We start from the raw sequence: 22,487 nt of genomic DNA on the forward strand, positions 1-22,487 counted from the left end.
GGAGCGGGACCGGGCCCGCCAGCCCGCACCGATGAAGGCCCTGAGCCACCGGCGATACCGGTGGCTCAGGGTCCAAAAGAACGTTCCGGGCGGCATACGCCGCCCAGACCACTCCTTACTCAGCCGGCCGCTGCCTTCAACGCGTCACCGAGCGCGTTGGCCTCGTCGGGAGTCATCTCGACGACGAGCCGGCCACCGCCCTCCAGCGGGACCCGCATGACGATGCCCCGCCCCTCCTTGGTGACTTCCAGCGGACCGTCGCCCGTCCGCGGCTTCATCGCCGCCATGTTGTCTCCCCTCAGACCTACACCAGGGTCGGTGGGTTGCCCCACAGCCACTTCTCACGACCACCCGCAACGGTCGCGGGGGTGTCGACCAACGATTTTCCCTGATGAACACCGCCGGACCCAAACCGGAGCAGCATTGATGTAACAGCATCTAGCTTATCTTGAGAAGGCCTGTCACAATGTGCGGTCATGCAGGCACGGTCGGCACTCTTCGACCTGTACGGCGACCACCTCCGTCCGAGAGGTGGCCGGGCACCCGTTGCCGCCCTGGTCAAGCTGCTGGCGCCGCTGGGAATCGCGCCGCCAGCTGTTCGCACCGCCGTCTCCCGGATGGTGCGCCAGGGCTGGCTCGAGCCACTCCGGTTGGTCTCCGGACCCGGATATTCGATCACACCGAAAGCCGCCCGGCGACTCGACGAGGCAGCTGCCCGGATCTACCGGACCGGCCGGGTCACCTGGGACGGCCGGTTCGATCTGCTGGTGTTGGAGGCCCCGGGCTCCCGACGCGACCGGCAGCGGCTCGCCGCCACCCTGAGCTTCCTCGGCTACGGCACGCTCGACGAGCAGACCTGGGTGGCCACCCGGCCCGCCGAGGACGTCGACCTGCTGCTCGCGGAGTCCGGTATCCGATTCGAGCGGTTCACCGCCGCGCACTACTCCGGCACACCCGGCGCGATGGGCGTGGTCCGGCGAGCGTGGAACCTCACCGAGATCGGTCGCGCCTACGAGCGGTTCGTCGCCGACCAGCGCCCGCTGCTCGGCGCGGTCACCGTGCGCAGCACCGACGAGGAGGCGTACGCGACCCGGTTCCGGCTCGTGCACGCGTGGCGTACCTTCCTGTTCCGGGACCCGCAGCTGCCCCCGGCGCTGCTGCCCGAGCGCTGGCCCGGCACCGCCGCGGCCAGCTTCTTCGACCGGCACGCGGCCCGCCTGCGTCCGGCCGCCGACCGGTACGTCGAGCAGTGCCTCGACTCCGGCAACCGCATCGTCCGACAGAAGGGTCGTTGACACGTGACCGAGCCGCTGCTGGTCGACCGGACCGACGCCGTCGTCACCCTCACGCTGAACCGGCCGAAGGCCATGAACGCGCTCGACGTGGCGCTCAAGGAGGCGCTGCGGGACGCCCTGGCCGAGCTGGAGACCGACCGGTCCTGCCGCGCGGTCGTGCTGGCCGGGGCCGGCGGGTCGTTCAGCGCCGGCCAGGACCTGCGCGAGCACGTGTCCACCCTGGAAACCTCCGCCAGTGACCCGCTGGGCACCGTGCGGGCGCACTACAACCCGATCGCCGCCCGGCTCGCCAACCTGCCCAAGCCGGTGATCGCGGCGGTCCGGGGGATGGCCGCCGGGGCGGGCGCCTCGCTGGCGTTCCTCGCCGACATCCGGATCGGCGGCCCGACGACCAGTTTCCTGATGGCCTTCGCCAAGGTCGGCCTCGCCGCCGACACCGGCGCCTCCTGGACGCTGCCCCGGCTGGTCGGCCACGCCAAGGCGGTGGAGCTGCTGATGCTGGCCGAGCCGGTCCGCGCCGAGGAGGCCTGCCGGCTGGGCCTGCTCAACCGGTTGATGGACGACGACGAGCAGGTGTTGCCGGCCGCCCAGGAGTTGGCCGCCCGCCTCGCCGCCGGTCCGACCATCGCGTACGGGGCCATCAAGCGGCAGCTCTCCATCGCCGACGCGGGCACCCTGGCCGACGCCCTCGCTGCCGAGGCGCAGGCGCAGGCGATCTGCGGCGCCACCGCCGACCACCGGGCGGCCACGCTCGCCTTCGTCGGTAAGCAGAAACCGGTCTTCGAGGGACGCTGAACGCGATCCGGACGCCGCCCTTACCGTCCTCGAACAGGGGACGCCTAGCGTCGGCCGGTATGAGCGATCGTGAAGCGGTGGCGCACCTGCTGCGCCGGGCCACCTTCGGGCCGACCGCCGACGAGGTGGACGCGGCCGAGCGGGCCGGGCCGGAGGCAACCCTGGACCGGCTGCTCACCCCGCCCGCGACGGACCGGGGCGCGGCGGCCACGCCGATCCCGACGCTGCCCCCCGACCCGTACGCCGAGCTGACCAAGGACTCCACCCGCGAGCAGCGGCAGCAGGCCAACGCGGAGCGCCGCAAGCAACTCCAGCAGGTCACCGAGTGGTGGCTGGACCGGATGGTGGCCGCCGAGGACGGGCTGACCGAGAAGTTGCACTTCTTCTGGCACGGCCACTGGGCCACCAGCGCGCAGAAGGTCAAGTCGGCACGGCTGATGGTGGGCCAGTTGGAGACACTGCGCCGGCACGGTCGTGGGCCGCTGGGCCCGCTGGTCGCCGCGATGGTGCGCGACCCCGCCCTGATCGTCTGGCTGGACGGGCAGAAGAACACCCGCAAGGCACCGAACGAGAATCTGGCCCGCGAGCTGATGGAGCTGTTCACCCTCGGCATCGGCGCCTACAGCGAGGCCGACGTGAAGGCCGGCGCGCGGGCACTGACCGGCTGGGTGGTCGACCGGCGTACCGGCGTGGCCCGCTTCGAGCCCAAGCGGCACGACCCCGGCGAGAAGAGCATCCTCGGCCACAGCGGCCGGTTCGACGCCGAGGCGTACGCCGGTCTGCTGGTCGCCCACCCCGCGGCGGCGACCTTCGTGGCCGGGCGGCTCTGGTCCCGCTACGCCGGCCCCGACATCCCGGCACCGGACGGTCTGACCGGCGCGGACACCATCGCGACCCTGCGCGCGCTCTTCTCCGCACCGGCCTTCGCGCAGACCCGGGGCACGCTGGTGAAGCAGCCGGTGGAATGGCTGGTCGGTGCGCTGCGGCAGCTCGGCATCCGACCGTCCGCGCTCCCCGAGCAACAACGCAGACAACTGCTGGCCGGCCTGAACGCGCTGGACCAGGTGCCGCTGCGCCCACCGAGTGTGGGCGGTTGGCCGGCCGGGGCCGCCTGGCTGACCACCTCGTCGTTGCAGGCCCGGCTGCGGACGGCCGGGGTGCTCGCCGCCGCCACGGCACCAGCGGTGCTGGCCCGGCTGACCGCCGCGCCCACCGCCGGCCGACCGGACGCGCTGGCCCGACTGCTGGTGGTCGACGGCTGGGGCGCGCGCACCCGCGCCGCCCTCACCCCGCTGGCCGGTGAGCCCCGCAAGCTGCTGGCCGCCGGCCTGGTCAGCCCCGAATACACCGTCAGCTGAGCGGAGGAGTCGACATGGACACAGTGACCCGACGCAGGTTCCTGCTGACCAGCGGAGTGGTCGGCGCGGGCGCGCTGGCCGCCGGGGCCGGCGCGTACAGCCTGCGGGACCTGCTGGACACCACCGGGGACCGCGATCCGCAGTCCCGCACGCTGGTGCTGGTGACCCTCTACGGCGGCAATGACGGGCTCAACACGGTCATTCCGTACGGCGACCCGGCCTACCGGGCGGCTCGCCCCGAGCTGGCGTACCCGGACGGGGAGGTGCGGCGGTTGGACGACGGCTTCGGCCTCAACCCGGCGCTGGCCGGCCTGCATGAGCGCTGGTCCGGCGGTGGGCTGGCGATCGTGCGCGGGGTCGGCTACCCGAAGCCGGACCGCAGCCACTTCCGGTCGATGGACATCTGGCACACCGCGCAAACGGACCGGCCCGGCAACACCGGCTGGCTCGGGCGATGGCTGGACCGGGCCGGTGGTGACCCCCGGCTGGCGGTCTCCTTCGAGCCGGCGCTGCCGCCGCTGCTGGCCGGGGCACAGAGCGCCGGCGCGGCCGTGCCGGTGACCGACCGGAAGGCCGCCAAGGGGCTGCCCGCGGAGACGCTTACCGCGTTCGCCGCCGCGGAGGCGGGCGAGTCGGCGGCCCGGGGTCGAGCCGCCGCCTGCTTCGCGGACCTGCGGTCGGTGGACGAGATGATCCGCCAGGTACGCGATTCCGCCGACCCGGACACGGCGGACCCGGACGGCGAGCAGGCCCCCGCGACGGCCACCGGCGGGGCACGCACACCGCTGGACGCCCAGCTCGACCTGGTCGCGCAGTGTGTCGAGGCGGGCGTTTCCACCCGGGTCTTCTCGGTGTCGCTGGGCGGCTTCGACACGCACGCCGACGAGAAGCAGTTGCAGGCCGTCCTGCTGGGTCAGCTGGACCGGGCGTTGACCGGGTTCGCCGACCGGATGAGTCGCACCGAGGCGGGCCGCAAGGTGGTGGTGGCGGTCTACTCCGAGTTCGGCCGTCGCGTACGGGCCAACGCCTCGGACGGCACCGACCACGGCACCGCCTCGGACGTGCTGCTGCTCGGCGCGGGCGTCCGGGGTGGCTGGCACGGCGCACCGCCGAGTCTCACCGACCTCGACGACGGCGACCTCAAGTACACGACCGACTTCCGGGACGTCTACGCCACGCTGCTGGAGCGGGTGCTCGACACCGACCCGGGCCCGGTGCTCGCCGACTGGCGAGGACGCCTGGACAAGCTCTTCTAGTCGTCCTCTTCCGGGTCCTGGTTGGCCTGCTCGCCCAGCACGAAGGCCTGCATGGCCAGCTCGTCACCGGCCGGCGAGACGAAGGCGGGCAGCTCACGCGGCCCCAGCTCCTGCACGTACGACCAGAACAGCCGAACCGCCTCGGCCGGCGTGCCGGCCTCGATCGGCAGGTCGAGGCTGACCAGCCAGGTGCGCCGTGCCGGGGGCGGGCCGAGCTGGTCGGCCAGCGCCCGGAAGGCCGCCGGCTCCAGTGCGGTGACCGGCCCATCGAGCGTCGGCAGGTCGGCCGGCACCGGCTCGTCGAAGGCCCGCCGGGTGTACGCGACGACGAGCGTCCCCGGCACGGCCAGGGACTGCGGGTCGTCCGGGTCTTCGCGGTGGCGTCGACCCGGCGTGGTGACCCGGCCGAGGGCCACCAGCCGTGGCGGCGCATCGACCAGCACGGCGACCTGGTCTCCCGGCCCCGGCCGGGCGACGTCGGTCAGCCCGGTCAGCTCCAGCGTGTCGTGGTGCACGAGCCGCTCGGCCTCGTACCGCTCGGCGGGCAGCAGCACGGCCCAGGCGTCCACCCCGTCGGCGTTGCCGGCCGCACCGGCCCGGTGCGCGGTCTCGGTCGTCATGGCTGCCATCCCATCATGTCGCCGGTGGGAGCGTGACGTGACAGCCGACGATGTGATCGTCGACCATGCCGGTGGCCTGCATCAGCGCGTACGCGGTGGTCGGGCCGACGAACCGGAAGCCGCGTTTCTTGAGTGCCTTGGCCATCGCCGTCGACTCCGGGGTGATCGGCGCGAGCTCGGCGAACGAGGCGGGGCGGGTCGGCCGGGGCTCCGGTGCGAAGGACCAGAGCAGCGCGGACAACCCTTCCGGCAGCTCCAGTGCGGCGCGGGCGTTGGCGATCGCCGCCTCGATCTTGGCCCGGTTACGGACGATGCCCGCGTCGGCGAGCAGCCGGGTCTCGTCGGCTTCGTCGTAGCCGGCGACGGTCGGGATGTGGAACTCGTCGAAGGCCAGCCGGAACGCCGGGCGTTTGCGCAGGATGGTCAGCCAGGACAGCCCGGACTGGAACGCCTCCAGCGTCATCCGCTCGTAGAGCGCGTCGTCGCCGCGCAGCGGTCGCCCCCACTCGGTGTCGTGGTAGATGGCGTAGTCGGGGGTGCTCGACCCCCAGGCGCAGCGGGGCAGCCCATCGGCACCGATCACCAGGTCAGTCACCTCGTACACGCTAGGGCATCGGACCGACACCCCATTGCCACCGGCCACCCGGCTGCCTATGGTGCTTGTTACCGACCGGTAAGTCGTGGTCACCCCGCGGTGCGCCCCGGCCGGTGACTGGCGAGCGGAGGCCGCGCGATGAAGGAATTCCCGAACGTCATCGCCTGGTCGATCCCAGCCTTCCTGCTGCTCATCGTGCTGGAGCGGGTCTCCTACCTGCTGCACCGCGACGAGGACGAGGTCGGCTACGGCGGTGCCGACACCGCGACCAGCCTGGCGATGGGGCTGGGCAGCGTCTTCACCGACCTGCTCTGGAAGGTGCCGATCGCCGCCGCGTACGCGCTGCTCTACGCGCTCACCCCGCTGCGGGCGGCCGAGGTCTGGTGGAGCTGGCCGCTGATCCTGCTCGCGCAGGACTTCTTCTACTACTGGTCGCACCGTGGCCACCACGTGATCCGGATCCTCTGGGCCTCGCACGTGGTGCACCACTCGTCGCAGCGGTTCAACCTCTCGACCGCGCTGCGCCAACCGTGGACCAACCTGACCACTTGGGTCTTCTACCTCCCGCTGATCCTGGCCGGCGTACACCCGGCGGTGGTCGCGTTCTGCGGCTCGGTCAACCTGCTCTACCAGTTCTGGATCCACACCGAGCGGATCGAGAAGATGCCGCGCTGGTACGAGGCGATGTTCAACACCCCGTCGCACCACCGGGTCCACCACGCCTCGCAGGGTGGCTACCTGGACCGCAACTTCGGCGGCATCCTGATCGTCTGGGACCGGCTGTTCGGCTCGTTCGCGCCGGAACGGGAGCGCTGCGTGTACGGCCTGACCAAGAACGTCGGCAGCTACAACCCGGCCCGGGTGGCCTTCCACGAGTACGCCTCGATCGCCCGGGACCTCCGCGCGGCGGTGAGCTGGCGGCATCGCGCCGGGTATCTCTTCCGGGCGCCGGGCTGGCAGCCGGCGCCGGGCGTGGTCAGGGCAGCCGGCCCTGCTCGACCAGGCGGGCGAACCTCTTCAGCGCCTGGGTGAGGCCGAGCTTGGAGCCGGGCCAGAGCACCGGCCACGCCAGTCGACCGGCCCTGCCGCCCGGCAGGTGGAACCACTCGTGCCAGACGACCTGGGTGCGGGCACGGCCAAGCTGGGTGCAGCGCAGCACGCCCGGGCCGCGCAGCAACTGGCCGTGGTGCACCACGCCGATCTCGTACGGCTCGTCGACCCGGACCACCCGCATCTCGTCGCGCAGCGTCGCCCGGCCGAGCGCGGTCACCGCCTCGATCCGGCTGCCCTCGCGCCCGTCGCCCTCGACCACCCGGACGCGGGTGAACGGGATCCAGTCGGACTGACGCTCCCAGGCGAGCAACGCTGCGAAGACCCGCTCGGCCGGGGCGTCGACGATCACCGTGGCGGTCACCTCACCGGCGCCGGGTTGGGCTGCCTCCCGAAGATCGTCGGCGCCCTCCGGGCCGGTCACGCCGACTCCGACCGAACCACCGCGCCGTGTCGCTCGGTGCCGTCGGCGGGTGCGCTCTCGGCCTGCTCACGATCGGCCGGCGCGCCGTCGGTCTGCTCATGATCGGCCGGCTCGCCGTCGGCCGGTGCCACGCCATCGGAATCCGCTGGGGATGAGGTGGCGGCGGGCAGCGGGCCTGCGTCGGCCGAGGCGATCGGAGCCGCGTCGGATTCGGCGTCGGCGTCCAGCGGCACATCCGCGCCCGGCTCTGCCGAATCCGCGGTTGCCGCCTTGCTGGCGGACTGCTCACGGGCCTGGCGCAGCACGTCCGCGTCGTCGGTGCGCCCCTCACGCAAGGCGATGACCTCCGACTCCAGGACGCCGATCAGCTCAGACTTGTAGCCGATGTCGTAGGCCGCGCGACGCATCGCCTGATCGACCTGGGCCATCCGGTACCCGCGCAACCCGGTGTCGAAACGGACCGCCCCCACATCGGATTCGCGCAACGGCCGGGTGCCCGGCAACGCCACGGCCTGCGAATCCGGCTCGGTGGGCACCAGGCCTGGATCACGGCCGCTGACCAGCACCGTCACGCCGAATATGACCGCCGCGACGGTCAACGCCACGACCAGGAGGAGCAGAAGCTGACCCATGCACTGATCGTGGCACGGCAGCGGGCCAGGAGCGACCCCGCCACCCGTCCCGATCACGATCTGCGCCGACGCCCGCCCGGAGTTCCGGTCGGACGACCGACTAGCGTCGGGACCGGCCGACGCGGCGGCGACGGCGCGGACTCTCAGGAGGCGGGCATGGCCGGGGCGCTTCGGCTGGGTGGGCGCACGTTCGCCCCCGGCGAGCTGGTGGTGATGGCGATCATCAACCGCACACCGGACTCGTTCTTCGACCGGGGGGCCACCTTCGCCGCCGACAGCGCTCTGCGCGCGGTGGAGCGGGCGGTGGACGAGGGCGCGGCCATCATCGACATCGGCGGGGTCAAGGCCGGTCCCGGCGTGGACGTGGGCGTCGCCGAGGAGATCCGGCGCACGGTGGACACCATCGCCGCGGTCCGGGCCGCGTTTCCGGAGGTGGTGATCTCCATCGACACCTGGCGTGCCGAGGTGGCGACGGAGGCCGTGGCAGCCGGCGCCGACCTGCTCAACGACACCTGGTCGGGCGCCGATCCGACGCTGGCCCAGGTCGCCGCGCAGACCGGCGCGGGCCTGGTCTGCTCGCACGCCGGCGGCCTGGTCCCACGGACCAGGCCGCACCGGGCCGCCTTCGACGACGTGGTCGCCGACGTGGTCGCGACGGTGACCGGGCTCGCCGAGCGCGCGGTGGCGGCAGGGGTACGCCCCGACGGCATCCTCATCGACCCCGCACACGACTTCGGCAAGAACACCCGGCACTCCCTGGAGATCACCCGGCGACTGGGCGAGCTGACCGGGACCGGCTGGCCGGTGCTGGTGGCGCTCTCCAACAAGGACTTCATCGGTGAGACGCTGAACCTGCCAGTGGCCGAACGGTTGGAGGGGACGCTCGCCGCGACGGCGGTCTCAGCCTGGCTGGGCGCCCGGGTGTTCCGGGCCCATCAGGTCGGCCCGACCCGCCGGGTGCTGGACATGGTGGCCTCGATCCGAGGCGACCGCCCGCCCGCGGCGACCCGTCGGGGCTTGGCCTGACCGGTCGTCGCCGTAACCGACCGCGAACGGCCGGGTGGGCCGGCACGATCGCCGGAGGTCGCGACGCTCAGGTCCAGCGGAGGATGTTCCTACGCCAGGCATAGAGGATGCCGAGCGCGAGCACCGCCACGAACACCGCCATCTCCACCACCGTCACCAGACCGAAGCCCGGCCGGTCGAAGACCACCGCCCACGGGAAGAGGAACACCGCCTCGACCGCGAACAGCACATACAGGTACGCGTAGACGTAGTAGCGGATCTGCATCTGTGCCCAGTCCGCGCCGACCGGGTCGATCCCAGACTCGTAGGTGGCCCGCTTGCCGGGCGGATCGGCCGGATGCGCGGGGCGTAACACTCGGTTGGCCGAGAACGCCGTAACGAAGAACAGAACGCTGGCGAGCAGCAGGAGCCCGAGGGTCGCGTACGAGCCCAGGTATCCGGTCACAGTCGGGAGCCTACCGTCCGCCCGGAAGGGCCGTCACAAACACGTTACGGACTTGTTTCCGCATGGGACTAGTGCACTGGGGCAAGTGTTACCGAATATTGGACACCCACCCATGTCACCGGAGGACAGATGGCCCGCGTCAAGGCAGCGCCCGGTAAACGGGCGGAGGGGCGGCGTCCCACGCCCCTGCTGGCGACCGTGCTCGCCCTCGGACTGCTCGCGGTGCTCGGCGCGGGTCCGGCGTGGGCCAGCGTGGCGGAACCGGACACGGAACCGGTCGTGGCGCTGACCGACCCGGTCAGCGAACCTGGGGCAGACCCCGAGACCTCCCCGGCGGAGGAACCCACCCCGACCGAGGAGCCGGGTGATCCGGTGCCGACCGACCCGGCACCGGAGACCACCGCGCCGCCGCCGGAGACGACGCCGGCGGCACCGGTGACCACCGCCCCGGTCGTGCCGCCAGCGCCGACCAGCACCGCGCCCGCACCGGGCGGCACGACCCGAGCGCCCACGCCAGTGCCGTCGGTGCCCTCACTGCCTCCCGTGCCGACGGTTCCGCCGGCTCCGCCGGTTCCACCGGTCCGCCCGCCCGCTCCGGGTGCGCCCGCGCCGCCACCGAACCCGCTGGGCGTCCAGGTCACCACCCAGGACGTCACCCTCACCGAGGCGTACTGGAACGCGGCCAGCACGGCCACCACATTGCAGGTCACGGTGAGCAACACCGGCACGACCGCGCAACGGATCCGGCTCTCGTACACGCTGCCGGCCGGACTGACCGACACCGGGACGAAGGGCTGCGCCGCCGCCGGTGGCGGCGCGTACCGCTGTGGGGCCTGGACGGCCGAGGCCGGCGTCCGGTTCAGCACTCTGCTCCGACTGCGGGTCGACAGCACCGCGTGGAAGCAGATGCCGCTCGGCGGCTCCGTCCAGGTCGTCGCGGACGCGCCGGGAGTGCCCGGCGAAGCGATCGACGACCAGGGCTTCGCGGTGCTCTTCCCGCCCGGTCCGCCGGTGCCCGGGATCGCCCTGGACGCCGACGAGGTGACCTTCGACATCAGCGGCGCGGCCAGCACTCTCGCGCTCCGGCTGGGCAATACCGGCACGGTGGACGCCGCCGGCCGGGTCGAGGTCGTCCTGCCGGCCGGGGTGACCGTGCCGACTCCGCCGCTCGGCTGCGTGGCGGTCGACCCGACCCGGACCCGCTGCGACGCGGGCCTGGTGCCGGCGGGCGAGACCGCCGAACTGCGGCTGCCGGTGGAGGCGACGCCGCAGGCCCAGCGGGAAGCGCCATTGTCCGGCGCCGTTGTCGGCCGACTCGACCCGCGCAGCGGCCCGACCCGCCAGGTGCAGATGAGCTTCCGGATCACCGCGGCGGCAGCCCTGGCCACGCCGGTGGTCTCACCACCGGCGCCGACCGGCTCCCAGGGCGTACTCCCTGCTGGTGCTGCCGCCGACGACGGCGGGATGACCTCGGTGCAACGCACCGCGGTCATCCTGATAGCGGTCTCCGCGCTGCTGGTGGTGCTGGCTCTCCTGCTGGCCACCACCTCGTTGCGCCGCCGGCTCACCGGCCCGGCGCCCGAGCCTGCGCCCAGCCCCGCCGACTGATCCCCGGCGACCCCGGCCGCGCGCGGCCGGGGTCGCCGGAGCGACCCGGTGGTGATCTGAATTACGGCGGGCGGGGCGTAACACCGCAAACCTGGGCATTTCTTCGCCCAGTCCGGTCCCAGTCGGCGGACCTCCGGGGAGGGTCGGGGGTCCGTTCGACGTAGGCTCTCAGGTGAGGAACGACAGCGGCCGGACCAGCCTGGAGCGGTGCGGTGAAACGTCGCGTCAAGGAGGTCCCGTGGCCGGGCAAGGCGAGGTCAGCATCATGTTCAGCCGCCCGCGTGACCGGGCGCAGCGAAGCGAGGTGCAGTCGTGACCAAGCAGATCCGTCAACTCGACCGGGTGGTCATCCGGTTCGCCGGTGACTCCGGCGATGGCATGCAGTTGACCGGCGACCGGTTCACGTCGGAGACGGCACAGCTCGGCAACGACATCTCCACGCTGCCAAACTTCCCCGCCGAGATCCGGGCTCCCGCCGGCACCCTGCCCGGCGTGTCGAGCTTCCAGGTGCACTTCGCCGACTACGACATCCTCACCCCGGGCGATGCGCCCAACGTGCTGGTGGCGATGAACCCGGCGGCCCTCAAGGCCAACCTGGCCGACCTGCCGCGCGGCGCGGACATCATCGTCAACACCGATGAGTTCACCAAGCGCAACCTGGCCAAGGTCGGCTACCAGAGCAGCCCGCTCGACGACGACTCGCTGGCCGGCTACGTCGTGCACCCGGTGGCGCTGACCTCGATGACGATCGGCGCGCTCGCCACCCACGCGGTGTCCAAGAAGGACGCGGAGCGGTCGAAGAACATGTTCGCCCTCGGCCTGCTCTCCTGGATGTACTCCCGGCCCTTCGAGTCGACGCTGCGCTTCCTGGAGCGCAAGTTCGCGGCCCGCCCGGAGCTGGTCGCGGCGAACGTGGCCGCCTTCAAGGCCGGCTGGAACTTCGGCGAGACCACCGAGGACTTCGCGGTCCGCTACGAGGTCAAGCCGGCGAAGATGAAGCCGGGCACCTACCGCAACATCACCGGCAACGCGGCACTCTCGCTGGGGCTGGTCGCCGCCGGAGTCCGCTCCGGGCTGCCGGTCTTCCTCGGCGCGTACCCGATCACGCCGGCCTCGGACATCCTGCACGAGCTGAGCAAGCACAAGCGTTTCGGCGTGCTCACCATGCAGGCAGAGGACGAGATCGCCGCGGTCGGCGCCGCACTGGGCGCGTCGTACGGCGGGTCGCTCGGGGTTACCACCACCAGCGGCCCCGGCGTGGCGCTCAAGAGCGAGACGATCTCCCTCGCGGTGGCGCTGGAGCTGCCGCTGGTAATCGTGGACGTGCAGCGCGCCGGCCCGTCGACCGGCCTGCCGACCAAGACCGAGCAGGCCGACCTCAACATGGCGCTCTACGGCCGGCACGGCGAGGCGCCGATCGCGGTGATCGCGGCCCAGTCACCGTCGGACTGCTTCTTCGCCGCGCTGGAGGCCGCCCGGATCGCGCTGACCTACCGCACCCCGGTGATCCTCCTGTCCGACAACTACGTCGCCAACGGCTCGGAGCCATGGCTGCTGCCGGACGTCGAGTCGCTGCCCGACCTGCGCGTCGAGTTCGCCACCAAGCCCAACGGCGAGGACGGCACCACCTTCCTGCCCTACCTGCGCGACCCGGAGACCCTGGCCCGTCCATGGGCGATCCCGGGCACCGCGGGGCTGGAGCACCGGATCGGCGGGCTGGAGAAGGCCGACAAGACCGGGGACATCTCCTACGACCCGGCCAACCACGACTTCATGGTGCGTACGAGGGCCGCCCGTATCGAGGCCATCCCGGTTCCGGACATCGAGGTGGAGGACCCGGACGGCGACGCCCGGGTGCTGGTCCTCGGCTGGGGCTCGACGTACGGGCCGATCGGTGCGGCCTGTCGTGGGCTGCGCCAGCGAGGCCTGTCCGTGGCCCAGGCGCACCTGCGGCACCTGGCTCCGATGCCGGCCAACCTCGGCGAGGTGCTGCGCTCGTACGACCGGGTGGTCATTCCGGAGATGAACCTGGGCCAGCTCGCCCACGTCATCCGGGCCCGCTACCTGGTCGACGCGATCAGCTACAACCAGGTCCGCGGCCTGCCGTTCACGTCCGCCGAGCTGGAGACGACGCTGGAAGAGGTGCTGAAGAATGTCTGAGCCCGTCGCTCTCAAGCTCACCGCGAAGGACTTCAAGTCCGACCAGGAGGTGCGCTGGTGCCCCGGCTGCGGTGACTACGCCATCCTGGCGGCGATCCAGCAGTTCATGCCGGAGCTCAACATCCCCCGGGAGCGGACGGTCTTCGTCTCCGGGATCGGCTGCTCGTCCCGCTTCCCGTACTACATGAACACCTACGGGTTGCACTCGATCCACGGCCGCGCCCCGGCGATCGCGACCGGCCTGTCGGTGTCCCGGCCGGACCTGTCGGTCTGGGTGGTCACCGGCGACGGCGACGCGCTCTCCATCGGCGGCAACCACCTGATCCACGCGCTGCGGCGCAACGTCAACCTCAAGATCCTGCTGTTCAACAACCGGATCTACGGGCTGACCAAGGGGCAGTATTCGCCGACCTCCGAGGTCGGGAAGATCACCAAGTCGACTCCGGCCGGCTCGGCGGACGCCCCGTTCAACCCGCTCTCGCTCGCCCTCGGCGCGGAGGCCAGCTTCGTCGGCCGCACCATCGACTCCGACCGCAAGCACCTGCAGTCGGTGCTGCGGGCCGCCGCCGAGCACCAGGGCTCGGCGTTCGTGGAGATCTACCAGAACTGCAACATCTTCAACGATGGGGCGTTCGACCAGCTCAAGGACCCGGCCACCCGGGACGACTACCTGATTCGCCTGGAGCACGGGCAGCCGATCACCTTCGGTGCGGACGGGCAGTTCTGCGTGGTGCACCCGCCGGGCGCGTTTGGCCTGGAGGTCCGGGAGACCAGCTCGGTCCGCCCGGAGGAGATTGTCGTGCACGACGCGACGGTGCCCGACCCGGCGTACGCCTTCGCGCTGTCCCGGCTCCCCGGCCTGGACCTGCGCAACACCCCGATCGGGGTGTTCCGCTCGGTGGACCGACCGTCCTACGACAGTGTGGTGCAGAGCCAGCTCGCGGCCGCCAAGGCGAAGGTCACCGAGACCCCCGAGCAGCAGCTCGCCGGCCTGCTGGGCAGTGGCGACACCTGGACGATCCTCTGACCCGTACGGCATGACGAACGGCCGTCCCCGGAATCGGGGGCGGCCGTTCTCCGTCGTACCGGTGCCGCTCAGCGCTGGGCGGACGCGGGCAACCAGAGGTTGTCGATCTCCTTCTCGGCCGCCGCGAGGCTGGCCTCGTGCAGCGGGATCAGCTCGGCCATCGCCGGGACCGCGGGGGCCAGGGTCAGCTCGGCGCTGATGAAGCGCGGCTGCATGCCGGTCAGGGACAGGCCGTGCGGGAGCCAGGGCTCGGCGTGGTCCCAACCGTTGCGCGGGGTGCCCTCGCCGTAGCCGCCGCCCCGGCTGGCCAGCACGACGAACTCGCGGTCGCCGAGCAGGCCCTGCTGGGTCGTCGGGTCGTACGCCAGGCCAGCCACCGTCAGGTGGTCGACCCACGCCTTGACGCTGCTGGGCGCGCCGAAGTTGTAGAGCGGCAGCCCGAGCAGCACCGCGTCGGCCTGCTTCACCTCGTCGATCAGCCGCTTGCTGAGCTCCCAGGATGCGCGCTGCGCCGGGGTGTGCTGATCCGGCGGCGTCATCCGGGCCAGGCCGGCCACCGAGTCCAGGTGCGGCAACGGTTCGGCCTCGAGATCACGGTAGGTCACGGTGCCGTCCGGATGAGCCGCACACCAGGCGGCGGTGGCGCGGGCGGTGAGCCGCCGGCTGACCGAAAACTCACCCTGAATGCTCGAATCGATATGCAGCAGATGCATTGTTCCTCCTCCAAGGATCGTCTGTGTGGCGTCAACTATTTATAGCAGGCCGATGTTCCGTCGGGTCGGTAGACTGGGTCACATGTCCGCCCCGCCCCTGGATCCCACAGAGCACCGCTCAGGAGCGCTGCTGGACCATCTGGCCCGGCGGATGCGGCTTCGGTCCGAGTCGGTGCTGGCGCCACTGGGGCTGCGCCCCCGGCACCTGGTCGCGCTCACCGTGTTGCGGGACAGCGGCGGGACCAGCCAGCAGTCGCTCGCCACCACCCTGGCGATGGACAGCACCAACATCGTCGGGCTGCTCAACGACCTCGAAGCGGAGCAACTGGTCGAGCGGCGCCGATCACCCGAGGACCGGCGGCGACACGTCGTCGACCTCACCGAAGACGGGGCAAAACGCCTCAACGAGGCGGAATGCGCCCTCGCCGGCGTCGAGGACGAGGTGCTGGGGGTGCTGGAGCCCGCCGAGCGGGAGACGCTCTACGAATTGCTCCGGCGCGCCGTCAACACGACACCGGTCACCTGCACCGAGGCGATCCGCCGGGACGCCGCCGCCTGCTGACGCCGCCGCAACGGCGAGGCGGTCAGGCGGTCGTGGCCGACTGGGGCCGGTCGTCGCGCACGTGCACCAGCATGTCGCCGGTCTCGATCACCGCACCGGCCCGGTCGGCCAGGGAGACCACCTTGCCCCGCCGGACCAGGGCGATCACCAACGACTCCAGCTCACGCGGCGAGCGACCCACCTCGTCCCGCTCCGCCGAACGCATCGCCAGCGCCATGCCCTGGCCCGGAGTGAGCAGATCCTCCACCACGTCGATCAGCGGCGGCGCCGAGGTGGACAGGCCGAGCAGCCGGCCCGCGGTGGCCGAGGAGACGATCACGTGGTGCGCGCCGCTCTGCTTGAGCAGCGGGGCGTTCTCCGCCTCGCGTGCCGCCGCGATGATGCGGACCTGCCCAGCGGTGAGCTGCCGTACCGTCAGCGCGACAAGCACCGACGCGTCGTCGCTGTCGGTCGCGATGATCACGGCCTTCGCGTTCTTGACGTGCGCCTCGTTCAACACCGACGACCGGGTAGCCGAACCCTCGATCGCCACCAGCCCGGCGGAGGTGGCCTGCCGCAGGGCGGCGGCGCTGCGCTCGACCACCACGATCCGCGACCGGTCCAGACCGTTCTCCATCAGGGCGGAGACCGCGCTGCGCCCCTTGGTGCCGTAGCCGCAGATGATGACGTGGTCCTTCACGCTTCTCCTCCACCGCGACAGGCGACGGCCGGTCCGGTACTGCTCGGTCAGAACTTCCAGGGTGGTGCCAACCAGGATGATAAGGAAGATCACTCGGGCCGGGGTGATGAAGAGGACGTTGACCAGCCGGGCCGACGGCGCAGCCGGCGTGATGTCGCCGTAGCCGGTGGTGGAGAGCGACACGACCGCGTAGTAGAAGCAGTCGAGCAGGGTGAGGCCGTCCTCGTTCACATCACGGTAGCCATCCCGGCCCAGATAGACCGCGGCGACCACGGCGAAGACCAGGCCCAGAGCGGCAGCGAGCCGTATGCTCAGCGCGCTCAGCGGACCCCGGCGCTGCGCGGGAAAATGGATCACCGTCGAACCTGCTCCGCCACCGTCGCCTGCACGCCCACAACATAGCGGGTACGCCGCGGGCCGCACGTCGGGGTCGCACCGCAGGTCCGGGTTGCGCAGCGGACAACCGAGACCGTCCCCGCAACCGACCACCTGACGACAACACCGAACCGGTGCAGGCCGGCAGACGGAGGGGGCGCGGCCCTCGTGACGACGAGCGGCGGACGGCGAGCCGAGGCCGACGAATACACCGAGTACGTCCGATCCCGGATGGTCCAGTGGCGACGGACCGCCTACCTGATGTGCGGGGACTGGGACCGGGGCGACGACATCCTGCAACGGGTGCTCACCGAGCTGTACCGCTCCTGGGCGCGAGCGCGGCAGGCCCACCACCTGGACGCGCTCGTACGCACCATGCTGCTGCGGCGGCTGATCGACGAGCGGAGGTTGCGCTGGGCGCGGGTCCGGCTCGGCGCCGCACTGCCCGACGTGTCGACCGCCGCCACCGACCCGACCGACCGGATCACCCTGGTCGGCGCGCTGCGGCAGGTGCCGCCGCGCCAACGCGCGGTGCTGGTCCTGCGGTACTTCCAGGACCTCAGCGTCGAGGAGACCGCCCAGGCCATGGGCTGCTCGACAGGGACCGTCAAGAGCCAGACCGCAAAGGGCCTGGCCACCCTGCGCACCCTGCTCATCCCCAGCCTGACCGGCAATTGAGAGGAGCGACGATGCTGGACGAACGCCAGATGGGCGACCTGATGCTGGCCGAGATCGAATCGGCCGAGCGGCCCTCCGCCGTGTTGGACGTGGACCGGGCGATGACCACCGCGCGGCGGCAACGCCGCCTCACCCAGGGAGCCGGCGCCGTGCTGCTGGCAGCGGCGCTGACCGTCGGCGGGCTCACCGTCCCCGACCTGCTGACCCCGGACCGAGCGCCGGAGACCGCCCCGATCGGTGCCGCGACCGGCGAGGGCCAGACCGGGCTACCGGCCGCGCTCACCACCGTTGACCCACAGCGGGTGTACGCCCGGTTCGGCTGGTTGCCGAACGGGTTGCGCAATCTCAGCTACCAGGCCGGGCTGCTCCTCTCCGGCCCTGGCGTGTACCTGGGCGCGTCCAACGGCCGCACCGACGACCAGCGGCAGTTCGTGGCGGTCTCGCTTCTCCCGAAGGGCGTGCAGCCGTCGGCGCCACAGCGGGACAGCGCAGAGCCCGCCCTGGCCGGCGACACCGATGCCGGCCCTGAGCTGAACGGCGGAGCCAGCAGCTTCGCCAGCTACTCCGGTGCCGAGGCACCGGAGGCCATCCTGCGCTGGCGGTACGCCCCGGACGGTTGGGCGCAGGTCCGGGTGGTCGGGACCGGGCCGGACGTGCGGGGCACGGCGGCGCAGGTCGCGCGGTCGCTGCGCTTCGGCACCGACACCGTCCCGATGCCGGCGACCGTGGCGGGCGTACCGGCCAACCTGCGGATGATCACGCTCGACGTGAATGAGTCGCTGGATGAGCCCAGGTCCTGGTACGCCGGGTGGACCTGGACCCCGGAGCCGGCTACCGCCGAGCCGCGGTGGCAGCGGGCCCGCACGCTGACCGTTGGCGTCTCCCGCTACCGCAACGTCACCGATCCCACCGACAAGGCGTACGTCAACCCGAACACCACCTTTGACGGGCACCCGGCGCGGTTCGGTGGAGAGAACGGCAACGAGTCGCTGACCGTCTACGACGTCGATGGGGCGACCGTGACGATCGACGACAGCGCTCTGCTTCCGGCCGGCGGCACCCGCGCGCTGTTCCCGGCGATCACGCTGGTGGACGAGCCGGCCGCCTGGCACACCCACCTGCGCCCGTGAGGCCTCGGGCCCGCGCCGTCGAGCGGCGCGGGCCCGCATGGGTCGGTCGGGAACGCCGGGGACGGGCATGATGGGGGTGTTCCCCGACCGCGAGGGTGAGGTCCGTATGTCGTTACTGCGACGAGTGATCGGTGGAGTGCTGCGCCGCCACCGCCAGCGTCAGGGCCGCACGCTGCGCGAGGTGGCCGAGTCGGCCGATGTCTCGGTGCCCTACCTGTCCGAGGTCGAGCGGGGCCGCAAGGAGGCCTCCTCGGAGGTGCTCGCGGCGATCTGCCGGGCGCTCGGCATCAGCCTCGCCGACCTGCTCGGGGAGGCCCGCGATGACATGCGCCGGGTCGAGCCCCGCCTCCCGGCCGCGCCACGCGCCGCGCTGACCCACCTGGAGCGGGTCGATGCCGCTCGACGGGAGATCGGCAACGCGACCCTGCTGGTGGGTCCGCTCACCGGCGGGCTGGTCCTGCACTGTGTGCCGAAGGTTGGTGAGCCAACCCTGCGCCTCGGCGCGCTGGCCTCCGCTGATGGCTCGCGCACCGGTCCGCGTACCCCCTGCCTGGCGAGCGGCGACGCGGCCCGGGCGGGTGCGCGGCGGCTGACCGCCGTGTAGGCCGCGCGGTTCTGCCGTCGGCGGATCTGCCGGCGGCAGAATCACTGGGCCAATCACCGCCGTCGCACGCACGCTGGAGGGGCCGGTCCACCGGGCGGTCCCACCGCCCGCCGGCACGGTGGAAGGCGGCGGCACATGATCGGGTACGGCGTGCGGATGCTGGATGGCGGGCAGCCGTCCTTCGGCGATCAAGTCTTCGAGCGGCTGCTGCGAGAGCGGATCGTCTTCCTCGGCACCGAGGTGACCGAGGAGTCGGCCAACCAGATCTGTGCGCAGATCCTGCTGCTCGCCGCCGAGGACGCAGACCGGGACATCTACCTCTACATCAACTCGCCGGGCGGGTCGGTAAGCGCGGGGATGGCGGTCTACGACACGATGCGCTACGTCCGCAACGACGTGGCCACGCTGGCGCTCGGGTTCGCCGGCTCGATGGGGCAGTTCCTGCTCTGCGCGGGCGCGGCCGGCAAGCGGTACGCGCTGCCGCACTCTCGGATCATGATGCACCAGCCGTCCGGCGGGATGGGCGGCACCGCCTCCGACATCACCATCCAGGCGGAGAACATGCTGCACGTGAAGCGGACGATGCAGGAGCTGATCGCCGAGCACACCGGACGGACGCTCGACGAGATCCAACGCGACTGGGACCGGGACCGCTGGTTCACCGCAGAGCAGGCCCGGGAGTACGGCCTGGTCGACCAGGTGCTCACCCGAGCCGAGCAGCTACCGGCGGTCTGACGGGTAGCCCTACACCCTCAGGTTGCCAGGCCGGCGCGGTAGGCGTAGACCACCGCCTGCACGCGGTCGCGCAGGTCGAGCTTGGTGAGGATGCGCGACACGTACGTCTTGACGGTCTCCTGGCTGATCACCAACGTCGCGGCGATCTCGCTGTTGGACAGGCCGTTGGCGATGAGGCGCAACACCTCCAGTTCGCGCGGGGTCAGCCCAACGTCGTCCGGTTTGCCCTCGGCGGGACGGATACGCGCCGCGTACCGTCCCACGAGTTGCCTCGTCACCTCGGGCGCCAGCAGCGCGGCACCGGTCGCGACGGTGCGGATACCGTGCAGCAGTTGGGCCGGAGGGGCGTCCTTGAGCAGGAACCCGCTTGCTCCCGCGCGCAGCGCCTCGTACACGTACTCGTCGAGATTGAACGTCGTCACCACGAGCACCTTGACGGGTCGGGCCACTCCGGCACCCGCCAGCAGGCGGGTCGCCTTGATGCCGTCGAGTACGGGCATCCGGACGTCCATCACGACCACGTCCGGATGCAGCCGGCTGGCGAGGTCGACCGCGGTGCGCCCGTCCCCACACTCGCCCACCACCTCGAGATCGGGCTGAGCGCCGATGATCGTCGCGAAGCCGGTGCGGATCAATGCCTGGTCGTCGCAGACCAGCACCCGAATCGGCGTCGTCACGACGGGTTCCCGGTGGGGATGCGGGCCCGCACGACGAACCCGCCGTCCGCGCGCCGTCCTGCGCTGAACTCGCCGCCCAGCACGCCGACCCGTTCGCGGAGCCCCGCGAGGCCGCGTCCGCTCCCGCCGGGGGCCCCGGCGTACGAGCCCGAACCTTCGGTGCTGACCTCCACAGTGGTCTCCCTCTCGCCGTGGTGCACGTGAACAGTGGTGCGCATGCCGTGGGCGTACTTGAGAGCGTTCGTCAACGCCTCCTGCACCACCCGGTAGGCCGCGACCTCGGCACCGCCGGTCGTGTCGGACGGGCTGCCCTCCTCGGTGAAGTCCACGGGCTGTCCGGCCTGCCGGGTCTGCTCGACGAGGGCGCGGAGCTCGCCGACGGACGGCGTACGCGGGTCGGTGCTGTGGTCGGGGTTGAGCAGGTCGAGCAGGTGACGCAGGTCGGTGATCGCTCGACGGCCGGTGTCGGTGATGGCGGTCAGGGTCGTGTCGAGCCGTTTGGGGGCGGCGGTCAGGTAGCGGGCCGCCTCGGCCTGCACGACCATCGCCGTCACATGGTGGGTCACGATGTCGTGGAGTTCGCTGGCGATGCGGGTGCGTTCGGCGGCGCGGGCGGTCAGGGCTACGTGGCGGCGGCGTTCGGCTTCGGCAGCCCGGGACTGCCGCAGCCAGGCTCCGATGCCCCAGGCCAGGACCAGCAACAGGTAGAAGGTGCCGAACCCGGTCCAGCCCTCGGTCGACCCCTGCCGGTCGAGAGCCACGGCCAGCGCCACGTACGCGGCGGAGGCCAGGACCATGGTGGTACGCCGGCGATGTTCGAGGTGTGCCCCCGCGCTCACCAGCGCGATGGCCAGCGCGGAGCCCGCGACCGTGTGATAGCCGCGGAGCTGGTCGATCACGAAGCCGACCGACACCAGCGCGAGGCAGAGGGCAGGCCAGCGTCGGCGGACAGCGAGCGGTAGGCACTCCAGGGCGAGCACCGCGACGGTCAGCGCGTCGAAGGGGCGCGCCGGCAGATCCCCAAGCTGCGTGCCGTGGTTCTGCAACGCGGGCACCACCGACGCGAGGGCGAGCAGCAGCGCCACCGGGAGATCCCGGACCGTGACGTCCCACCGCCGCCACGAGTCCGGGATCTTCCGAAGGCCGATCATCAGGAAACCGTAGCCGTCGCCGGCTGGACGCCAACCGTGCGGCGGCGACGCGGGACGATGTGACCGCGGCGGTGTGCCAACCACATGAACACCAGGGTCAGCACCACACCCGCCGCCACCGTGTAGAGGCTTCCCTCCGGGCCGAAGTCGCCGCCGGTGACCAGGGTCGGGCCGGACATCGTGGTGTTTAGCAGCCCCTCGGACTGGCCGTTGCCGGAGACCACGACGCTGAAGATGCCGCCGGCGGCGAAGTTCCAACCGAAGTGCAGGCCGATCGGCACCCAGAGGTTGCGGGTGGCGGCGTAGCAGGCGGCGAGCATGAAACCGGCCTCGACCGCGATGCAGATCGCGCCCCACACGCTGGCGTCGGGGTTGAGCAGGTGCATCAGGCCGAACACGACGCCGGTGAGCACCAGTGCGATCCAGGTGCCCGTGCGTTCCTCGATGATGCGGAACAGGACGCCCCGGAAGATCAACTCCTCGGTCACCGCGGCGGCGGCCATGAACCCGAACAACGCCAACGCGCCCGACACCGAGCCCAGGCCGTTGACGTCGTAGTCGGCGACGAAGGCGATGTTGACGATCACCGCGGCGAACATCCCGAACCCGATCAACGCCCCTCGGGCGATCCGGGCACCGGCACCGGCTCGCGCCAGCTCTGTGACCTCTCGGCGCTCGGTACGCCCTACCACCCACCGGTAGACGAGGACCGCGACCACGGCCGTCAACACACCGATGACCAGAGTGAGCCAGGCGTTCCCCTCCACCGCGACGATGGCCTGACCACCGACGAAGGCAACCGCCGCAACGGCCACGAGCTGTTTCAACAGACGCATGATGACTCCCTCAACGAGACCGCGGCTGAAGCGCAGCGGCCACGTCGAACGCTATG

25 protein-coding genes are annotated in these 22,487 nt (G+C 71.7%); 14 read left to right on the plus strand and 11 right to left on the minus strand.

The window, feature by feature from the left end:
• Positions 1 to 119: 119 nt before the first annotated feature.
• A complete protein-coding gene (locus tag ABZS37_RS14160) occupies positions 120 to 287 on the minus strand; it encodes a DUF3117 domain-containing protein (RefSeq protein WP_007455245.1) in 168 nt (55 codons plus the stop codon).
• Between the two features lie 189 nt (positions 288 to 476).
• Here ABZS37_RS14160 and ABZS37_RS14165 point away from each other — a divergent pair, with 189 nt between their 5' ends.
• From ABZS37_RS14165 to ABZS37_RS14180, 4 genes are read left to right on the plus strand one after another with little or no spacing between them, the layout of a single operon-like run.
• Positions 477 to 1,295 carry a PaaX family transcriptional regulator C-terminal domain-containing protein gene (locus ABZS37_RS14165; protein WP_355168853.1) on the plus strand — a complete coding sequence of 273 codons (819 nt, stop codon included), beginning with the start codon at positions 477 to 479 and terminating at the stop codon, positions 1,293 to 1,295.
• A 3-nt stretch (positions 1,296 to 1,298) separates the two neighbouring features.
• Positions 1,299 to 2,090 carry an enoyl-CoA hydratase-related protein gene (locus ABZS37_RS14170; RefSeq protein WP_355168855.1) on the plus strand — a complete coding sequence of 264 codons (792 nt, stop codon included), beginning with the start codon at positions 1,299 to 1,301 and terminating at the stop codon, positions 2,088 to 2,090.
• Between the two features lie 59 nt (positions 2,091 to 2,149).
• A complete protein-coding gene (locus ABZS37_RS14175; RefSeq protein ID WP_355168857.1) occupies positions 2,150 to 3,448 on the plus strand; it encodes a DUF1800 domain-containing protein in 1,299 nt (432 codons plus the stop codon).
• Between the two features lie 14 nt (positions 3,449 to 3,462).
• Entirely contained in the window at positions 3,463 to 4,704 is a 1,242-nt protein-coding gene (locus ABZS37_RS14180) for a DUF1501 domain-containing protein (protein WP_355168859.1), read from the plus strand.
• Here the strand turns inward: ABZS37_RS14180 and ABZS37_RS14185 are convergent.
• On the minus strand, positions 4,701 to 5,324 hold the full coding sequence (locus ABZS37_RS14185; protein WP_355168861.1) for a hypothetical protein: 624 nt from the start codon (positions 5,322 to 5,324) through the stop codon (positions 4,701 to 4,703). The two genes, ABZS37_RS14180 and ABZS37_RS14185, sit on opposite strands and share 4 nt — an antisense overlap.
• 13 nt (positions 5,325 to 5,337) lie before the next feature.
• Positions 5,338 to 5,919, minus strand: a complete 582-nt coding sequence (locus ABZS37_RS14190) for a DNA-3-methyladenine glycosylase I (protein WP_355168863.1) — start codon at positions 5,917 to 5,919, stop codon at positions 5,338 to 5,340.
• 138 nt (positions 5,920 to 6,057) lie between these two features.
• Between ABZS37_RS14190 and ABZS37_RS14195 the strand changes: the two genes are divergently transcribed.
• Positions 6,058 to 6,951, plus strand: a complete 894-nt coding sequence (locus ABZS37_RS14195; protein WP_355168865.1) for a sterol desaturase family protein — start codon at positions 6,058 to 6,060, stop codon at positions 6,949 to 6,951.
• Here ABZS37_RS14195 and ABZS37_RS14200 read toward each other — a convergent pair.
• The gene (locus tag ABZS37_RS14200; protein ID WP_354995577.1) at positions 6,896 to 7,393 is read right to left on the minus strand and encodes an SRPBCC family protein; all 498 of its coding nucleotides are present in this window, start codon (positions 7,391 to 7,393) and stop codon (positions 6,896 to 6,898) included. The two genes, ABZS37_RS14195 and ABZS37_RS14200, sit on opposite strands and share 56 nt — an antisense overlap.
• Complete coding sequence (locus ABZS37_RS14205; RefSeq protein ID WP_355168867.1) at positions 7,390 to 8,025, minus strand: DivIVA domain-containing protein; 636 nt, start codon at positions 8,023 to 8,025, stop codon at positions 7,390 to 7,392. Before ABZS37_RS14205 ends, ABZS37_RS14200 begins: the two co-directional genes overlap by 4 nt.
• Positions 8,026 to 8,181: 156 nt before the next feature.
• Between ABZS37_RS14205 and folP the strand changes: the two genes are divergently transcribed.
• A complete protein-coding gene (gene folP / locus ABZS37_RS14210; RefSeq protein WP_355168869.1) occupies positions 8,182 to 9,051 on the plus strand; it encodes a dihydropteroate synthase in 870 nt (289 codons plus the stop codon).
• A gap of 67 nt (positions 9,052 to 9,118) precedes the next feature.
• Here the strand turns inward: folP and ndhC are convergent, their stop codons facing one another.
• The gene (gene ndhC / locus ABZS37_RS14215; protein ID WP_354995580.1) at positions 9,119 to 9,496 is read right to left on the minus strand and encodes an NADH-quinone oxidoreductase subunit A; all 378 of its coding nucleotides are present in this window, start codon (positions 9,494 to 9,496) and stop codon (positions 9,119 to 9,121) included.
• A gap of 129 nt (positions 9,497 to 9,625) precedes the next feature.
• Here ndhC and ABZS37_RS14220 point away from each other — a divergent pair, with 129 nt between their 5' ends.
• From ABZS37_RS14220 to ABZS37_RS14230, 3 genes are all read left to right on the plus strand, one after another.
• Entirely contained in the window at positions 9,626 to 11,104 is a 1,479-nt protein-coding gene (locus tag ABZS37_RS14220; RefSeq protein WP_355168871.1) for a hypothetical protein, read from the plus strand.
• 312 nt (positions 11,105 to 11,416) lie between these two features.
• Entirely contained in the window at positions 11,417 to 13,264 is a 1,848-nt protein-coding gene (locus tag ABZS37_RS14225; protein ID WP_355168873.1) for a 2-oxoacid:acceptor oxidoreductase subunit alpha, read from the plus strand.
• Positions 13,257 to 14,291 carry a 2-oxoacid:ferredoxin oxidoreductase subunit beta gene (locus ABZS37_RS14230; RefSeq protein ID WP_355168875.1) on the plus strand — a complete coding sequence of 345 codons (1,035 nt, stop codon included), beginning with the start codon at positions 13,257 to 13,259 and terminating at the stop codon, positions 14,289 to 14,291. The genes ABZS37_RS14225 and ABZS37_RS14230 overlap by 8 nt, the downstream gene beginning before the upstream one ends.
• A gap of 68 nt (positions 14,292 to 14,359) precedes the next feature.
• Here the strand turns inward: ABZS37_RS14230 and ABZS37_RS14235 are convergent, their stop codons facing one another.
• Complete coding sequence (locus ABZS37_RS14235) at positions 14,360 to 15,004, minus strand: NAD(P)H-dependent oxidoreductase (RefSeq protein ID WP_355168877.1); 645 nt, start codon at positions 15,002 to 15,004, stop codon at positions 14,360 to 14,362.
• Positions 15,005 to 15,086: 82 nt separating this feature from the next.
• Between ABZS37_RS14235 and ABZS37_RS14240 the strand changes: the two genes are divergently transcribed.
• On the plus strand, positions 15,087 to 15,566 hold the full coding sequence (locus tag ABZS37_RS14240; RefSeq protein WP_355168879.1) for a MarR family winged helix-turn-helix transcriptional regulator: 480 nt from the start codon (positions 15,087 to 15,089) through the stop codon (positions 15,564 to 15,566).
• A 22-nt stretch (positions 15,567 to 15,588) separates the two neighbouring features.
• On the opposite strand, the gene ABZS37_RS14245 is transcribed toward ABZS37_RS14240, so the two are convergent.
• On the minus strand, positions 15,589 to 16,602 hold the full coding sequence (locus ABZS37_RS14245) for a potassium channel family protein (protein WP_355168881.1): 1,014 nt from the start codon (positions 16,600 to 16,602) through the stop codon (positions 15,589 to 15,591).
• Between the two features lie 186 nt (positions 16,603 to 16,788).
• Between ABZS37_RS14245 and ABZS37_RS14250 the strand changes: the two genes are divergently transcribed.
• The 4 genes from ABZS37_RS14250 to ABZS37_RS14265 all read left to right on the plus strand — a co-directional run bounded on the left by ABZS37_RS14250 (position 16,789) and on the right by ABZS37_RS14265 (position 19,767).
• Positions 16,789 to 17,298 carry a SigE family RNA polymerase sigma factor gene (locus ABZS37_RS14250; protein WP_355168883.1) on the plus strand — a complete coding sequence of 170 codons (510 nt, stop codon included), beginning with the start codon at positions 16,789 to 16,791 and terminating at the stop codon, positions 17,296 to 17,298.
• Between the two features lie 11 nt (positions 17,299 to 17,309).
• Positions 17,310 to 18,428, plus strand: a complete 1,119-nt coding sequence (locus tag ABZS37_RS14255) for a hypothetical protein (RefSeq protein WP_355168885.1) — start codon at positions 17,310 to 17,312, stop codon at positions 18,426 to 18,428.
• A gap of 106 nt (positions 18,429 to 18,534) precedes the next feature.
• Entirely contained in the window at positions 18,535 to 19,032 is a 498-nt protein-coding gene (locus ABZS37_RS14260; RefSeq protein WP_355168887.1) for a helix-turn-helix transcriptional regulator, read from the plus strand.
• 135 nt (positions 19,033 to 19,167) lie between these two features.
• Complete coding sequence (locus ABZS37_RS14265; protein WP_355168889.1) at positions 19,168 to 19,767, plus strand: ATP-dependent Clp protease proteolytic subunit; 600 nt, start codon at positions 19,168 to 19,170, stop codon at positions 19,765 to 19,767.
• A 17-nt stretch (positions 19,768 to 19,784) separates the two neighbouring features.
• On the opposite strand, the gene ABZS37_RS14270 is transcribed toward ABZS37_RS14265, so the two are convergent.
• Genes ABZS37_RS14270 through ABZS37_RS14280 form a run of 3 tightly spaced genes read right to left on the minus strand, consistent with a single transcriptional unit; the run spans position 19,785 to position 22,431 of the window.
• Positions 19,785 to 20,444: a response regulator transcription factor gene (locus tag ABZS37_RS14270; RefSeq protein WP_355168891.1), complete on the minus strand. Its 660-nt coding sequence runs from the start codon at positions 20,442 to 20,444 to the stop codon at positions 19,785 to 19,787.
• Positions 20,441 to 21,595, minus strand: coding sequence for a histidine kinase (locus ABZS37_RS14275; RefSeq protein ID WP_355168893.1), 1,155 nt, complete (start codon positions 21,593 to 21,595; stop codon positions 20,441 to 20,443). The genes ABZS37_RS14270 and ABZS37_RS14275 overlap by 4 nt, the downstream gene beginning before the upstream one ends.
• Positions 21,595 to 22,431 carry a CPBP family intramembrane glutamic endopeptidase gene (locus ABZS37_RS14280; protein WP_355168895.1) on the minus strand — a complete coding sequence of 279 codons (837 nt, stop codon included), beginning with the start codon at positions 22,429 to 22,431 and terminating at the stop codon, positions 21,595 to 21,597. Before ABZS37_RS14280 ends, ABZS37_RS14275 begins: the two co-directional genes overlap by 1 nt.
• Positions 22,432 to 22,487: the final 56 nt, after the last annotated feature.

It is taken from the genome of Micromonospora sp. NPDC005413 (assembly GCF_040606435.1).
Classification (GTDB): Bacteria; Actinomycetota; Actinomycetes; order Mycobacteriales; family Micromonosporaceae; genus Micromonospora.

Bases quoted from the DNA above. Each gene is read 5' to 3' on its own strand.
- ABZS37_RS14185 (WP_355168861.1), bottom strand. From the start codon at position 5,324: ATGACGACCGAGACCGCGCACCGGGCCGGTGCGGCCGGCAACGCCGAC.
- ABZS37_RS14240 (WP_355168879.1), top strand. From the start codon at position 15,087: ATGTCCGCCCCGCCCCTGGATCCCACAGAGCACCGCTCAGGAGCGCTG.
- ABZS37_RS14205 (WP_355168867.1), bottom strand. From the start codon at position 8,025: ATGGGTCAGCTTCTGCTCCTCCTGGTCGTGGCGTTGACCGTCGCGGCG.
- ABZS37_RS14195 (WP_355168865.1), top strand. From the start codon at position 6,058: ATGAAGGAATTCCCGAACGTCATCGCCTGGTCGATCCCAGCCTTCCTG.
- ABZS37_RS14160 (WP_007455245.1), bottom strand. From the start codon at position 287: ATGGCGGCGATGAAGCCGCGGACGGGCGACGGTCCGCTGGAAGTCACC.
- ABZS37_RS14230 (WP_355168875.1), top strand. From the start codon at position 13,257: ATGTCTGAGCCCGTCGCTCTCAAGCTCACCGCGAAGGACTTCAAGTCC.
- ABZS37_RS14260 (WP_355168887.1), top strand. From the start codon at position 18,535: ATGTCGTTACTGCGACGAGTGATCGGTGGAGTGCTGCGCCGCCACCGC.
- ABZS37_RS14275 (WP_355168893.1), bottom strand. From the start codon at position 21,595: ATGATCGGCCTTCGGAAGATCCCGGACTCGTGGCGGCGGTGGGACGTC.
- ABZS37_RS14180 (WP_355168859.1), top strand. From the start codon at position 3,463: ATGGACACAGTGACCCGACGCAGGTTCCTGCTGACCAGCGGAGTGGTC.
- ABZS37_RS14265 (WP_355168889.1), top strand. From the start codon at position 19,168: ATGATCGGGTACGGCGTGCGGATGCTGGATGGCGGGCAGCCGTCCTTC.
- ABZS37_RS14255 (WP_355168885.1), top strand. From the start codon at position 17,310: ATGCTGGACGAACGCCAGATGGGCGACCTGATGCTGGCCGAGATCGAA.
- folP (WP_355168869.1), top strand. From the start codon at position 8,182: ATGGCCGGGGCGCTTCGGCTGGGTGGGCGCACGTTCGCCCCCGGCGAG.
- ABZS37_RS14235 (WP_355168877.1), bottom strand. From the start codon at position 15,004: ATGCATCTGCTGCATATCGATTCGAGCATTCAGGGTGAGTTTTCGGTC.
- ABZS37_RS14165 (WP_355168853.1), top strand. From the start codon at position 477: ATGCAGGCACGGTCGGCACTCTTCGACCTGTACGGCGACCACCTCCGT.
- ABZS37_RS14175 (WP_355168857.1), top strand. From the start codon at position 2,150: ATGAGCGATCGTGAAGCGGTGGCGCACCTGCTGCGCCGGGCCACCTTC.
- ABZS37_RS14220 (WP_355168871.1), top strand. From the start codon at position 9,626: ATGGCCCGCGTCAAGGCAGCGCCCGGTAAACGGGCGGAGGGGCGGCGT.
- ABZS37_RS14280 (WP_355168895.1), bottom strand. From the start codon at position 22,431: ATGCGTCTGTTGAAACAGCTCGTGGCCGTTGCGGCGGTTGCCTTCGTC.